The following is a 13,122-nucleotide window of genomic DNA, read 5'->3' as shown; positions in this document are numbered from 1 at the left end:
CCCGGTGACGCACTCGGATTCTGGTGACGCACCGGTGACGCACTCGGTGACGCACTCTGCGCCCGCCAACATGCAAGCTGACCTGCAACTTTCCGAGACGGTTGACACGCACGGTGACGCGGTGACGCACTCTGCGGCTATCTCTCTGTTCAAGAAAAAAGAGGGGATGAGGCAGTAGAGAGATCCCCGGAAAGTGCGTCACCGCGTCACCGCGAGCACCATTAGGGCATCAAAACAACAGGTCAGAGCACCTATAGACCGCACCAGACTGCGTCACCAGGTGCGTCACCTCAGCGTCACCCCGCATTGAGTGCGTCACCCCTGCCCGCGGCTCCGGCATGATGCTGCCCCACCCCGCCCGAACGAACCGCTCCTGAGCCCGGCGTAAGGGAAGTACTGACGACGTGACCGCGGGCGCTGTCATGGACGCAGAAGGCGTGACAAGCGGGGCGTCACGGATTCTGCGTCCTCACGTCACGCCGCCCGAGCTGTTTCCCGACGCGTTGGAGCAGGTGGAACGGGCTCGTGCGCAGGAGGCGGTGGGTCTGGAGGCGGCCAGCGACGACTTCGAGGCCGATCCGCGGCTGGTGGCGTTGAGCGACGCCCGCCCGTGGTGGCGGGCAGCCGAGGTGGAAGTCCGCCGGCTGCTTCCCTCCTGCCTGACACCCCAGTTCGCCGCCTGGGCCCAAGGCGCGCGACCAGCCTGTCAGCGCCTCCGGGACAGCGGGCGTTCCGCCTGAGGAAACGCCCCCAAGATCCGGAGACCGGGAGAGGGACCGAGGCAGCTCCGACTCGTCCGGGCAGCAGCGCACGCGCATACGCTGCGGGCCAGCCGAGCAACGGAGCCGACCATGGACACCAGCTTTTTGCAGCATCCGAAGATCGACGCGATTGTCACAGCGCTGGTGACCGAGCGAGGCGGCTGTGTGGAGTACGACACGGGCGCCGGCGGCCGCGAGATCCTCGCCTGCGCCGGAGCCCGCCTGGCCGCCGACATCGGTGCTCCGCTGGCCGTGGTGGATTCGCCCGCGCTCCATGACGACATCGCCACCACCGTGACCGCGCTCGAACCCGGCGTCGCCTGCACCCTGCTGTCCGCCGAGGACCCCTCCAGCCTGCCGACGAACCTCACCGGCGCCGTCCTGGCCGTCCACGCCGACGTGCTGCGCGATCAGGCAGCCCGCGAGCCGCTGCATGCCCTGGCCCGCACCGCGGCGCACCTCATCGTCGTCCGCCACGACAACAGCAACCGCACCCTCGATGCCCTGGCAGGCCGCATGCACGCGGTGCGGATCCACGATCTCCTCGGACGGCCAGCCCCGCAGCCGCCCGTGCCCGCCCCGGACCGCTCCCGGCCCCTGGGCGAGGCCGCCACACGCCTGGCCGCCCAGATCTACGCCCTGGACGAGGACCTGGCCACCGTCACCTCACCGGTGGCCGCCGAACAACTGCGGCTGCGCCGCGAGGGCATGGTGGAGTCCTTGTGCATCATGCTCGAGGTCTACGCCGACACCACGATGGTCTTCGCCGCGATGGCCGAGCAGGTCGTCGCCGGTGAGGGCGCCCGCCGCTACCGCACCTCCCTCGACCAGCACGACCTGACGCACTGGCGACTGCATTCCTGGGCCCGGGAACGACGCATGCCGCAGACGCCGCCCAGCAGCGCCCCGCTGTCGCGGGCCCGCCGGACCACCCCGGACCACCCCGACGAGACGCCGGTGCCGGGCACACGACCAATGACCGCCGGTGACGGCCCCGCCGAGCCGGCCACGGCGACCTTGAGCGCCGACGGGGCCGACCGCAACAAGCAGTTCACCGAACCGCGTACCGACGGCGAGAGCGGCCACGAACCCTGCACCGGCCAGGAGACGAGCACAGGACGCACATCGCGGGAGCGCCGAGAGGACTCCACCGCACGGCATCGGCCCCTGCGAGCCCATCCCGCCGGGCACGACATCGCCCAGCAGCGGCCCGGCAGCCACGGGCCCGGTCCCGCATAGCCCCTGGCCGCAGGCGGAGCGGATGTCCGTGGCCGGTGGCACCGTGGACGGATGGACGATGCGGTGCGGCGGCGCGTGTACGGCGCCGATCACGATGCCCCCTGGCCCCGGCCGCGGCGGGTCTACCGCGAGCTGGTCGGCGGTCCGCTCGACGGCCTGCTGCTGGACATCACCGGATGGACGGAGCCCGAACGCACCGCCGGAGCGCCACTGCGGACGGAGATCGGCCGCTACGTTTTGGGCGGCCGCAGCGTGTACGGGCCGCGACCCGGCGACGGCGGCACCCGGTTCTGGGACTGGCGGGGCGACATCCGCTGATCTCCTGACGCCCCGCCGCTCCCCGCCAGCCACCGCCCGGACCGTCAGGGCGTGAGGTGCAGGTCGACGCCGTACTGCGCGGCCAGGGCGAGCACGGCCGTGACCGTTTTCCCGGCTCGCAGCCGCCGGCGCACATGCAGCCGGTCGACGACGATGTCCAGGCTCGATGACGGCAACCCCCAGTGCGCACACGAGGCCGCGGTGCGGGCACCGTCCACGCCCAGAGCACGTATCCAGGCCTCCATCTCCTGCCCTCGGCGTCGCTCACGCCGGGCTGAGCGACCTGCGGATCGTGCCGGACATGGCCACCCGCAAGAAGCACCTCGCCAGCGCCGCAGATGCCGTGATCGCGCTGCCCGGCGGGTTCGGCACCCTGGACGGGCTCGCGTACGTGTGGTCCGGCAGCGCGCTGGCCGTGTTCCCGCCCCGCCCGGTCGGGCTGCTCGACACCGGCGGGTTCTACCGCCCCCTGGTCACGTTCGTCCGCACCGCGGTCGCGCAGGGCTTCCTCGCCCTCCACGACCATCTACCCCTGGACGAGATGTTGCTGGCAGACGACGACCTGGCACAGCTGATCCGAACGCTGCTCGCCCGCGTGCCCGCCGCCCCAGAGGCTGAGGACGACATCACCACTGCCGCCTGACCGCATGCACTGGCAGGGCGCCGTGCTCGGGGAAATGACGCCCGACCGGACAGCACTCACTCCCCGGGGTCCTGCACGAAGGCGGACTGGACTCGGAGTAGGTGGGTTTCGCCATGGGTGGCCTCGTAGCGGGCCATGGCCTCCCGGTAGCAACCGGCGGCGAAGTACGCGCGGGCTGCCGCGTCCTCGTCCATCCCACAGGCCATCGCGAGTTCCGCGCCCGCCCGCAAGGCTTCCTTCTCCGAGTAGTAGACCCACACATCCAGGCGGCCCGAGCCGCTGTATCCCTTATGAGCCAGCGTCCAGACCGCCGGAGCGCGCTCGGTGGTGACACGACCGCCGGGATGGAAGGTCTGCGAGGCGATCTCCTGGTGAACCAGTTCCGGGGGCACCGCATCACGCCCGCCGCGCGCCTTGCTGCCCGCAGATGAGCGACGCGGCTGCTGTGGGACAGCAACAGACGGGCCAGCTGATCCTTCGGGCATACGGGGGGGATTCTTCAGGAGGTCGGGGACACGTACTGCGCCGCGTTCCCGAGGGGTGGCGCCGGGACTCCAAAGGCCGTGCGGCCATGGCTCGCCCAGCTCTGGGCCGTCCACGAGCGCCGCACTGTAAGCGGGCCCCTCGCCGCGGGCGAGCGCCGCTTCTCCAGGAGTCATGGTCTCGTCTGTTACCGGCAGGGGCATGAGCAACCCCTCCGAAGACAGATATGGCTGACCGCAACCGTCGCACCACTGCACGGGTTGAACCGAGTCCAGCGATTGGATGTAGCGGGGGCTGTCGCCTTCGAGCGGACCGGAGGTGAAACCCGCATTGGTACCGCAGGGGCACGCGGCATAGACGTAGAGCGGGGAGTCCGCGCAGTCGTCCCGGTCGGTGGCCAGCCACGCCGGATGCACACCCAGTGCGGCTGCCAGGGCCTCGCGCCGTTCAGGGCGCGGAGCCGACCGCCCGGAAGCCCAGTGGTCGATCTGATGCTTCCCGACGTCCAGCGCCCGGCTGAGAGAGACCGCCGTGGACTTGGTGGCGGTCTGCAGCAGCCTCAAACGGCGCGGTAGCGGGCCGAGGGACAGTAACGCCCACGCGTGATGCTCCTGCAGGTCGATGCAGCCGTAGTCGGTGCCGGTGTACTCCGCGAACTCCTCGTTGTAGCCCAGCGCCCGGTTAGTCAGGATCTGCGCGAGCCATGCCCGGGTTGCTTGTTCGTTGGAGCCGTGCTCAGGTACCAGCAGATTGCAGGCTGTTTCCGCTTCGTCTGCCTCTTCGTCGGGGTCCCCGGTGGTGAGGAGTTCGAACATGCGCGCCACCATCCGCTGGACAATGATCCGCGCGGCGGGGCCAGAGCCAACAGGGGAAGCCAGGAGTCCGGTGACGGCGTCAACGGCTCGCAGGAACGCCAACTTATCCGTTTTTCTCCAGTCCGAGTACATATATTCCTAACACCCCGGATCGGCCGCCGGGGCTGACGGCTCCATGGCCCTGGCTGGCGTACCCACTGCATGAAGTAGGGGATCGAGCCTAGAGCGGCGACAGCGACAGGGGGCGCGATTGCCCCAGGCAACGCTCAATCGTGTGTGCCATGGACTACTGGGGGGCGCGGGCGGGCATCTGTGCGCCATTCCCTCCGAGTATTGGTGCGGCGGCGTGCTGCACCGCGGTGATCGGCCAGGTCACCGTGCACATCTGGCGCTGACCTTCGACGGGGGCCCGGGCACCGCTCGGGGCCCCGTCCCCGTTTTTGGTCGTCCGCAGTCGACGTGCCCCTGCGGACCAGCGGCCGCTCGAGGCTGGGCCCGCCGGATCTATTGCGCTGTGCGCAGTTTTTTGCGATGGTCGCATTATGGATGTGATTGGTGACATCGCAGCGATCCGTCATCCGCTGCCGCGGCCGCAGGACGTCACGCCGCCAGAACTGTTCCCTGATGCGCTGGAGCAGGCTGAACGGGCTCGCGCGCAGGAGGCGGTGGGTCTGGAGGCGGCCACCGACGGCTTGGAGGCCGATCCGCTGCTGGTGGCGTTGAGCGACGCCCGCGCACGGCGGCGAGCCGCCGAGGCGGAGATCCGCCGACTGCTGGCCTACGGGCGGGCGTTCCACGGCAGCCGCCCCTACAAGCTGGAGGATCTGGCCGAGGCGTCCGGCATGACCCCCTCCGGGGTGCGCACGGCGTTCGGTGAGGCCGAGGTCGACTTCGTGACCGAGCAGGTCGGCCGGAGCCCCGATGCCCGCACGGCGCGCCGCTCCAAGGACGGTGCCACCGGCGGGCGATGAGCGACCGGGCCCCTGTGCCGGAGTGGGCCGACGACCGGTAGCGGGAGGTTTCGTGGCCGTCGCGCCCGGCGTTCCGGCCCGGCTGTGGCGGGGGCCGCGTCGGTCAGTCGCCGTGCTCGCGTTCGTGGGCCTCCTCGGCGGACAGGCGGTCGAAGGTGTCACGGAGGCGCTGTTCGGCTTCGGGGGAGAGCGGGCCGGGAGGGGTCACGTGCGGTGGCATGTGCCGCGGGTCGCCGAAGACGGCGGGGCCGTCCGGGGCCGAAGCGGCGGCCAGGTCGCCCGACAGGGCCCGGATGCGTTCTTGCAGGCGGCGGCGTTCGTCCGGTGCGGCATGCTCGATCCGGGTGCGCAGCAGGTCGCGTTCGCGGCTGAGGCGGGTGATGTCGTCCTCGTCCGGGGGTGCCGCCAGGACCCAGCCGTGGACGGCCATGGCTTCTTCCTGCCAGGTGATCAGCAGGCGCGCACCTTCCTCGAACCGTGCGGGGTCGTGTCCGCCGCCGGCGGCGAACCAAGCCAGCAGAACGTCGGCGGCTTCCTTGCCGGCGTCGCAGGCCCGGCACAGCTCGAGGTGGATCGGCTGCCCCTGGTCGTCCTGCTGCGGCATGTCCACGCTGATCGTCAGCGGGCCGTGGCAGCGTGAGCAGGGCGGCAGGTCGCCAGAAGTATGGATCCGGGCCTTCACGCGTACCCCCTTGGTCGGCTCAGGCTGCCATCCAAGGCCTGCGCTGCGAGCGGGTCAACCGGTTCGCCCGGACTTGATCCGAACCGGGGATTGCGCGCCCCGGCCGGGACCCACCGCACCCGGCCTGCGGCTCGTCCGTACCCGGCGCCCCGGGCACGACATCGACAGGGCCATCAGCGCGACGTGACGGGCCGTGTCCGTCGTGACGGCCACCGCCTGCCGGGAGACTGCTCCCACCTCAAGAGAGCAGGAGCGACCATGACCGTGACCGCCAAGATCTACACCCACACCGTCCAGGCATGGACCGTTGGCCGGCTCCGCGAGGCCCTCACGGCGTACCCCGACGACATGCCGCTGCACATCGCGGTGCCCGACGACCCCGCGCCCCACCCGGCGCAGACCGTCGACGACCGCTACGTCGTCACGGGCGTGGCGACCGGCACGCGCGAAGTGGGTACTGCGGGCGAACCGGCGGACGAGTACGTCACCATCGACGCGGACTTCCCCAGCGGCCAGTACGAGCAAGACCTGTGACCGCCACGCTCCGGTAGTTGCCTGCCGCTCAGCGCCAGGGCGCAGCGGAGGGGTGGGGCGGTGCCGGATGCGCGGTCTGCTGGTGCGCCCAGCTCCGCTCGGGCACCGGCCGCGCGAGGCCGGTGGAGCGTTGGGCGATCCCGTGGGCGTCAGGGGTGGCGGAAGCCTCTCTCTGGGTCGCGGGCGTGATCCTCGTCGAACGGGCTGAACCAGTCCAGCGGAGCCATGTTGACCATGCCCAGAGCCTGGTTGACGTCGCTACCGCTGTCCTCGATGCCGTCCAGGGCGTCATCGAACAACATCAGCACGTCGTGATCCTCAAACAGCAGGTCGGAGCACGCGTACCAGTCGAAGTCACGAGCTGCGGCCGGCAACCCCTCTACGGCCTGAGCGACCAGCCGGGGCCGAGTGCGATGGAGGTTCTTGGCCCGGCGGATGCCCAGATGCAAAGCCATCTCCTCACCCGTGCACAGCGGCACCACATCGCCGTCGGCGAGGTCAGCGGCCAGGTCATCGAAGGTGCGCGCCATCTGCCGCCGCCACCCGCCGTCCTGCTGCAGCGTCACCGGCGGCAGGGCACCGAACAAGCCGCCCGCGCCGCGCGGCAGCACTTCGTCGCCCAACGCGGCGACCTCCTGCCACGCCTCCTGCGACAGCTGCTCCATGGCCAGGCGCAGCACGGCTGCCGTCCGCGAGGTGAGGACCTTATGCTCCTCGTCCTCGGGCCAGTCCTCCTCGTCCAGGTCCTCCAGGTCCACACCCCCACGCCGGGCCCGGTCCTCCAGGCGATCCCGCACACGGCGGGTGGCCTGCTCGGGAGCGGCCATCGAGGTGTCCAAGATCAGCAGCTCATCGCTGAACTCGACGGCTGCCAGCAGCGTCCCGGCCTGCTCCAACAACTGCGCGCCGACACTTCCGGGCGCCCCGTCACGGGGGAAGACCACGACGAAGTAGTTGTCGGTCAGCCGGTCGACGGCGGCAGCGGCCACCCCTGCCACCGTCAGCGGGTCGTCCCACGGCGGCGTCATCTCGCACCGGTCGAGGATCAGCACATTGCCCGGAACCTCGATCATCTCCTCGAAGCTCTCGGAGAACGCCCCGTCCGGATCCAGTAGCTGCTGCGCCACCTCGGCGACGAAGGATCCCTCGTCGGTCAGGCGCTCGCGCAGATCGCCAGCCTTCCACCACAGCCCCCGGGTGGCCTGCAGGCTTCCTACCAGTTCACCGTCGGCCGTGATGGACACCTGCCAGGTCTGCAGACCTGTCCCGGCCGGGTCCAGCAGTCGGTCGCCGTGACGGAACTCCAGCGCCAGCAGCGCCGGGTCCGCGGGCGCCCGGACGGTGGCGGCGGTGGCTGCGTGATCGGTCATCGACGTCCTTCCCAGGCCACGCCACGCAAGAGATCAGGGTTGGCGTGGCCGGGCCATCCTAGGGGCGCACGCACGGCCACGGAGGCGATACCCGAGCCCGCCCGCCGGGAGGCTGACATTCCCCCCAGGCACCGCACATCAGGTGGTGACGGCCTCGCCGGTCTCCAGGCCGACGTCGACGATGAGTGGGGGGATACCGCCACAGCAGGAGCGGGGGTCGATGCCGTCGACCAGCGCGGCCATCTTGGTGTACAGGTGACGTGCCACCGCGGCGTCCGGCTGGTGGGCGAGGAACAGGCCTTTTGCCGGCCACCACTGGAGAAGTTTGTCCAGGCACCGCACCAGGTGTGGCCCGGAGACCGTCACGGTCACCATGCCCGCTGCCCCGCGCTTGATCCGGTCATGGGGGAATCGGGTGTAGAAGAAGGGTGAAAAGGCGATCTGCTCTACGATCCACCAGGTGTCCTCGTGGCATACGACCGCCAGGGACGAGATACCGGCAGCCTTTTCCAGGACAGCGCGATGGTGGCGCTTCACCTGCCGTCGGCGCTCCCGGTCTTCCGCTGCCGCCCGTCGCCGCCGCCGCAACCCGGCCCACCGATCCTTGACCGACTTCACGACCCCTCCTTCGCAACGCCGCCGTGATCGCCACGGCCCACCAGCCGCCGCGATGCCCTCGGGCGACGCTCGTACAGCCGGGCAAGCGGCAACCGCCGGCGCCATCGTGCCCCGCCTCAAGCCCGATCCAACGGCCAGCGACAGGCGGCTCCCACTACCCGGGACAGCACTTGGGACGATCGGCTGTCCCGGACCGCGCAGCGGACCCCACCGGCGCCACACCCTCGCTGCGCCCCGGGCGGAAGTCGCCAGGCGTCCACGCCGCAGGGAGCGGTGACCCGGTCTGGAACCAGGAGAGGGTCTGGCTCATCATCGTGTGATGGCTGAGCAGATGGATCTGCCGCGGTTGCGGAGCCTGATCGAAGGCGTCCTGGGCACCCTGTACCAGAGCTACCGGCACCAGGACCTGCCGGAGCTGTGCGAACGCCTCCACCTGCCCCCGCCGCCCGCCAACGATGACGGCGGCCCCACCAAGCACCAACGGCTGACGGCCAGCCTGCAGGCCTGCCCGGACGGCCGCCTGCCCCAGGTCGCCGAGGCCGTACTGGACAGCGAGACGCTGCGCACGGCCGAACGCCATGCTCTGCAGGACGTGGTGTGGCTCGGACGCCACTACGTCGAGATTCCCGGTCGCACCCGGCGCGAGCTGGCCAAGGACCTCGCCCTGGACGACTACCTGGAATACCCGGACCGCTTCCTCGCCATGCTGGGCCAGCTGTGGGACCTCGGGGACGACTGGCTGGGGGAATGGGGCGCCCCCACCGCCGGCCTGCGCGACGAGATCGCGCGTCACGTCATCAGATTCCGGGACGACTGGAGCGCCGAGGAGCTCTTCGAGCGCCTCGGCGCGTTCGAGGCCCCCCACCCCCGGTTCGGGCGCTTCCTCGAGGGATTGGCCTCGGCCTCGGTCCTACCCGACGAGCACGCACAGCGCCGCTTCGTGGACCTGGCCAACGAGCACCTGCAGCCGGTGGGCGCGCTACTGCGCCAGGAAGGCGAAGCCGACGGCTACCCCGTCTTCTACCTGGTGCAGCCCGGTCGTGGCACCGGCCGTCGTCCCCGCAACCTGATCTTCGCCAGCCGGGGAAAACCCGACATCCGCTTCACCAGCGCAATCGACAACGACATCGAGATCGCCGAACGCGCCGACAAGGTCCTGGTCTATGACACGCCCGTCGGTAAGGACGGGCTGCTCTGGCGCGACCTGCTGTCCTGGTGGCAGGCCACCCGCGGCACCACCGACCCCGGAGAGGCGAGCCGGGGTCTGTACGAGCGGATGAAGGCGTCCCTGCCTCCCGAATCCCCGGGACAGCGTCACCTGTTCTGGCTGTACCACCATCTGTACAAGGACGTCTTGCACGAGGTGCCCGCGCTCCTGCCGGAGATATGGATGCACTGGGACCACAAGACCGTACGCGAACGCGGCGAGAACGCCCTGCAGAACCTGCGGATGGACTTCCTCATGCTGCTGCCGGGCGGCAGACGCGTGGTGCTGGAAGTCGACGGCAGCCAGCACTTCACCCGCGACGGCGGCGCCGTACCGGACAGCGGGAAGTACGCCGCCACCATGGCCGGCGACCGCGACCTGAAGTTCCGGGGCTACGAGGTGTTCCGGTTCGGCCACGACGAACTACGCGACCGTGACCGCGCACGCCCGGTGGTCGCCGACTTCTTCCGCCAACTGCTGAACCGTCCGCCCGGCGACCACTCCTGAAAAGGTCGCGTGGTCCCGTACTCGGCCCCGTCAACAGGTGTCGGGAGCGAGGGGAGGGGCCCCAAGGGGGAAGATGGGGCCCCGCCGGCGCGCACTGGACGTGACGGTTACGGGAGTGCGCACCGTCAACACTGAAGCCGACGCAGCCCCGTCATCTGAAGGCGCGGCACTGCGGTGCTGACCTCCACTCCAACGGCGGGCGCCACCACTGCGCGGCAGCGCCCAGCCGCTCGCTCCAGCGAGCACTGCTCATCGTTGTGCGGCACGCTGGAAGTCATGGAAGGCGCACGGTTTGTGGTGCACGGCCTGTCGCCGAGGGGCGGCCGGCTGGTGACGATGCACCACGAGGGCCGGATGGAGGACGACTACGTCGGCACCGCGTTCTCCGACCACGACCTGCTGCTGATCCTGCGGTCTGCCGGCCTGCCGGAGCCGGGCCTGGTGGTCGACGACCCGCGCTGGGTGGAATGGCGAGGTGCCGCAGCGCACCGGTGGGGGACCGGCTGAGGAAACCCTGCGCCGCTAGCCGGGCTGTCAGCTCAGACCTGCGGCGAGAGGTCCTCATACGGTTCGTGGGCGGGGACCTCCCAGACGCGCCGCCGGTCCTCATCGCCAGTCAGCGCGACGATCCGGTGGACCGGAACCGTCATCTCCGGGTGACCGCCGGTCGGCGCGAAGCCGAGCAGGCCGGAGTCGGCGACGAAGGACATCACCGCCCCGTACAGGCGGTGCAACGAAGTGTCGGGCCGCGGTCCGCACTCCACGTCCAGGCACAGCGTCCAGTCCTTCATCCAGTGGATCGGCAGCTCCGCGAGCTCCGCAGCTGCCGCCCCCCGGGCCGGTTCGTCGTCGGGTACCCAGCTGTACCGGCCGACGACCAGCGCGTTGTACACCTCGGTCGACCCCGGCTGCATTTGCGACCACCCGCGCACCGCACGCCGGGCGCCGCGCCGCTCTGCCCGGGCCTTGGCCACCAGCGGCGATACCTCCGCCCCCGCGCCGTCGCGGGCGGCGTCGGCCGGCAGGTAGGGGTAGGCGTGGCGCAGCAGCGCCAGCACATCCTGTTCACCAGGCTCGCTCGCGCCCGGCGCGATGGCAGGGCCAGTCACGATCCGCCCGTCCTGGTCGCGGGTGTGCTCGTCAGCGTGGCGGGCCGCGAACTGAGGCACAGCCAGCACCACGGCGTGATTAGGCTCCTGGCCGTAGCCGTGGCGGCGCCCGCCCAGCGGCACGACGGGCCCGTGCTGCTCGTACTGCGCCAGGTAGGCCAGCTCCGCGTCCCCCTCGTGGGTCAGCGGCCAGCCGGTCACCAGCACAAGCCGTTGTGCCCCCGCTGGCTCACCGCCGGCGCCATCGGTCAGTGCCGTCTCCAACTGGTTGCAGCACTCCACCACGAACCCTCGCCACCGGTGAGCGAACTCAGAATCAGCCCACCGCGCAGGCGAAGTGAACCCAGCGGCCGCCACGATGGCCGGCTCGGGCAGCGCCGTCACGTCCCGCACCCGCGCCTGCCCCCACCGCGCCTGCAGCGCTCTCAACGCCGCATCCCGCGCCTCGGCCGGTCCGCGGCCCTGGTCCCGGGCCGCACTCCACCCCCGGCGCACTGCCGCCCACGCATCGAACGGGTCACCGAATCGGGTGGATTCCACCGCGGCCGCCAACTGCAGCCCCTGCTCACGCACCCGCCCATCAGCGGCCACCGCATCGCAGGCCGCGCTGACCGAGGTCGCCTGCCGCGCGGCGGGAGCCGCCGCCCGCCAAGCGGCCAGCATCGCCTCCGACCGCTCCACCACCGCCGCCCAGGCTTGCGTCATCTGCTGTGCTGCCGCACCGAACGCACGATCGCCCGCCCATTCCGCCAGCCGCTGCCGGACCCGCTCGTCGCGGTGCCGGGCCGCCTCCCACAGCACCTGTGCGTACCCGCTCCACGACCGCGGCCCGGGTTCCTGCTTCTCCAGCCTGCGCACGTCCGCGTCGGCGGCCACCACCTCCGCCGCCGCCCACCACAGAGCCTCCTCACCCGGCTCCAGGCTCACCAGGCCGACGCAGTGCTGGCACACCTGCTCCCGCGCGTCCAGCAGCACCTGCGGGCTTCCGGTCAGATCCTCCGCGTACCGGCAGTGCACCCGCCACCCCGTCCCCGTCGCGGGCACGTGCCACTTACCGCCCCCCGCACGCCCCAACAGCACGGTGATCTGCCGCAACCCGCGGACATCCACCCCCGCGCGCACCAAGTCCTTCTCCCGCAGTACCGCAAGCCCGCCCCGGTCACGCCGCACGATGCATCCCCTCGTCGCCTGCACCCTTCTCCTCTGTCACTGTCGCAGACCTCCCCAGACCGGTACGCCAGGTCCCGGCCGAGACCGTTGTCCGCATGGGCGGGTGCCTACTCCGTGTCGCAGGCCGCCTGCCTCTTGCCGCGTTGCGCCCGCACGCCGGTACCGGGCATGTCACGGACGCAGACGACGTGACAGGCGGGGTGCCCTCCCTGCGGGCACGGACAGCGCGCTTCGAGGCACGACCCACGACGCCCCGACGCCCATCACGCCAGCATCCTGGAACCGGCCACTGGGGAGTGAGCGGCCGCCGGGTTAGTGCACCGGCACCTACACCCCCATGCCCCAGCCCACCAGCCACCACCGTGGGATGTGAGGGACAACCCAGCCCCACCGGTCGTTCCGGCCTCCAGCGCCGGTAGTGTCACGCCCGGCCGCATGGCCAGGGCATGGATGCCATTCCGCGGCGCCACGCCCCCGGCCCGGGGAGCCGCTGCGCTGGGCCGGTGGTGGGATGGCGGCCCGCAGAGGGCGGGCCGCGGGACGAGGCGCAGGGGCGGCTGTGCGCCCGCGTGCCGCCTCATGAGTGCAGCGGGGCGGGGATATGCCGCCTTGCGTCAGTGAGCCGTTCACGGCGGCACACAGGGGCGGGGCCGGGCCTCTCCAGCGAAAAGCCGGAGCCGGATCTTCACTCTTGT

Annotated in this window: 14 protein-coding genes; 8 read left to right on the top strand and 6 right to left on the bottom strand. The window is 71.0% G+C overall.

Annotated features, from left to right (window positions below; translation table 11 throughout):
- Positions 1-404: 404 nt before the first annotated feature.
- The 3 genes from OIE69_RS43300 (at position 405) to OIE69_RS43290 (ending at position 2,318) form a co-directional block, all read left to right on the top strand.
- Complete coding sequence (locus OIE69_RS43300; protein ID WP_326581600.1) at positions 405-740, top strand: hypothetical protein; 336 nt, start codon at positions 405-407, stop codon at positions 738-740.
- Positions 741-851: 111 nt separating this feature from the next.
- Positions 852-2,000, top strand: a complete 1,149-nt coding sequence (locus OIE69_RS43295) for a hypothetical protein (RefSeq protein WP_326581599.1) — start codon at positions 852-854, stop codon at positions 1,998-2,000.
- A gap of 51 nt (positions 2,001-2,051) precedes the next feature.
- Positions 2,052-2,318, top strand: a complete 267-nt coding sequence (locus OIE69_RS43290; RefSeq protein WP_326581598.1) for a hypothetical protein — start codon at positions 2,052-2,054, stop codon at positions 2,316-2,318.
- A 44-nt stretch (positions 2,319-2,362) separates the two neighbouring features.
- Here OIE69_RS43290 and OIE69_RS43285 read toward each other — a convergent pair whose 3' ends face one another.
- On the bottom strand, positions 2,363-2,563 hold the full coding sequence (locus OIE69_RS43285) for a hypothetical protein (protein ID WP_326581886.1): 201 nt from the start codon (positions 2,561-2,563) through the stop codon (positions 2,363-2,365).
- Between OIE69_RS43285 and OIE69_RS43280 the strand changes: the two genes are divergently transcribed.
- Complete coding sequence (locus OIE69_RS43280) at positions 2,485-2,961, top strand: LOG family protein (RefSeq protein WP_326581597.1); 477 nt, start codon at positions 2,485-2,487, stop codon at positions 2,959-2,961. The genes OIE69_RS43285 and OIE69_RS43280 overlap by 79 nt on opposite strands.
- 56 nt (positions 2,962-3,017) lie before the next feature.
- On the opposite strand, the gene OIE69_RS43275 is transcribed toward OIE69_RS43280, so the two are convergent.
- The gene (locus tag OIE69_RS43275; RefSeq protein WP_326581596.1) at positions 3,018-4,259 is read right to left on the bottom strand and encodes a hypothetical protein; all 1,242 of its coding nucleotides are present in this window, start codon (positions 4,257-4,259) and stop codon (positions 3,018-3,020) included.
- Between the two features lie 542 nt (positions 4,260-4,801).
- On the opposite strand from OIE69_RS43275, the gene OIE69_RS43270 reads away from it, so the two are divergent.
- A complete protein-coding gene (locus OIE69_RS43270) occupies positions 4,802-5,230 on the top strand; it encodes a hypothetical protein (protein WP_326581595.1) in 429 nt (142 codons plus the stop codon).
- Positions 5,231-5,333: 103 nt separating this feature from the next.
- Here OIE69_RS43270 and OIE69_RS43265 read toward each other — a convergent pair whose 3' ends face one another.
- Entirely contained in the window at positions 5,334-5,912 is a 579-nt protein-coding gene (locus OIE69_RS43265; RefSeq protein ID WP_326581594.1) for a DUF6300 family protein, read from the bottom strand.
- 258 nt (positions 5,913-6,170) lie between these two features.
- On the opposite strand from OIE69_RS43265, the gene OIE69_RS43260 reads away from it, so the two are divergent.
- On the top strand, positions 6,171-6,446 hold the full coding sequence (locus OIE69_RS43260) for a DUF6225 family protein (protein WP_326581593.1): 276 nt from the start codon (positions 6,171-6,173) through the stop codon (positions 6,444-6,446).
- Positions 6,447-6,595: 149 nt separating this feature from the next.
- Here the strand turns inward: OIE69_RS43260 and OIE69_RS43255 are convergent, their stop codons facing one another.
- Together OIE69_RS43255 and OIE69_RS43250 are read right to left on the bottom strand one after the other, a co-directional pair.
- A complete protein-coding gene (locus OIE69_RS43255; RefSeq protein WP_326581592.1) occupies positions 6,596-7,816 on the bottom strand; it encodes a hypothetical protein in 1,221 nt (406 codons plus the stop codon).
- Between the two features lie 138 nt (positions 7,817-7,954).
- A complete protein-coding gene (locus OIE69_RS43250) occupies positions 7,955-8,434 on the bottom strand; it encodes a hypothetical protein (protein WP_326581591.1) in 480 nt (159 codons plus the stop codon).
- Positions 8,435-8,753: 319 nt separating this feature from the next.
- Between OIE69_RS43250 and OIE69_RS43245 the strand changes: the two genes are divergently transcribed.
- Positions 8,754-10,148: an AbiJ-related protein gene (locus OIE69_RS43245; protein ID WP_326581590.1), complete on the top strand. Its 1,395-nt coding sequence runs from the start codon at positions 8,754-8,756 to the stop codon at positions 10,146-10,148.
- Between the two features lie 276 nt (positions 10,149-10,424).
- Positions 10,425-10,655: a hypothetical protein gene (locus tag OIE69_RS43240; RefSeq protein ID WP_326581589.1), complete on the top strand. Its 231-nt coding sequence runs from the start codon at positions 10,425-10,427 to the stop codon at positions 10,653-10,655.
- Between the two features lie 32 nt (positions 10,656-10,687).
- Here the strand turns inward: OIE69_RS43240 and OIE69_RS43235 are convergent, their stop codons facing one another.
- Positions 10,688-12,427, bottom strand: a complete 1,740-nt coding sequence (locus OIE69_RS43235; RefSeq protein WP_326581588.1) for an uS11 family ribosomal protein — start codon at positions 12,425-12,427, stop codon at positions 10,688-10,690.
- Positions 12,428-13,122 lie beyond the last annotated feature (695 nt).

It is taken from the genome of Actinacidiphila glaucinigra (assembly GCF_035918135.1).
GTDB lineage: Bacteria > Actinomycetota > Actinomycetes > Streptomycetales > Streptomycetaceae > Actinacidiphila > Actinacidiphila glaucinigra.
This window is presented reverse-complemented; position numbering and strand designations above follow the sequence as displayed.

Coding starts and splice junctions, on each gene's coding strand:
- OIE69_RS43295 (WP_326581599.1), top strand. CDS start 852: ATGGACACCAGCTTTTTGCAGCATCCGAAGATCGACGCGATTGTCACA.
- OIE69_RS43290 (WP_326581598.1), top strand. CDS start 2,052: ATGGACGATGCGGTGCGGCGGCGCGTGTACGGCGCCGATCACGATGCC.
- OIE69_RS43280 (WP_326581597.1), top strand. CDS start 2,485: ATGACGGCAACCCCCAGTGCGCACACGAGGCCGCGGTGCGGGCACCGT.
- OIE69_RS43285 (WP_326581886.1), bottom strand. CDS start 2,563: ATGGAGGCCTGGATACGTGCTCTGGGCGTGGACGGTGCCCGCACCGCG.
- OIE69_RS43275 (WP_326581596.1), bottom strand. CDS start 4,259: ATGTTCGAACTCCTCACCACCGGGGACCCCGACGAAGAGGCAGACGAA.
- OIE69_RS43270 (WP_326581595.1), top strand. CDS start 4,802: ATGGATGTGATTGGTGACATCGCAGCGATCCGTCATCCGCTGCCGCGG.
- OIE69_RS43260 (WP_326581593.1), top strand. CDS start 6,171: ATGACCGTGACCGCCAAGATCTACACCCACACCGTCCAGGCATGGACC.
- OIE69_RS43255 (WP_326581592.1), bottom strand. CDS start 7,816: ATGACCGATCACGCAGCCACCGCCGCCACCGTCCGGGCGCCCGCGGAC.
- OIE69_RS43245 (WP_326581590.1), top strand. CDS start 8,754: ATGGCTGAGCAGATGGATCTGCCGCGGTTGCGGAGCCTGATCGAAGGC.
- OIE69_RS43240 (WP_326581589.1), top strand. CDS start 10,425: ATGGAAGGCGCACGGTTTGTGGTGCACGGCCTGTCGCCGAGGGGCGGC.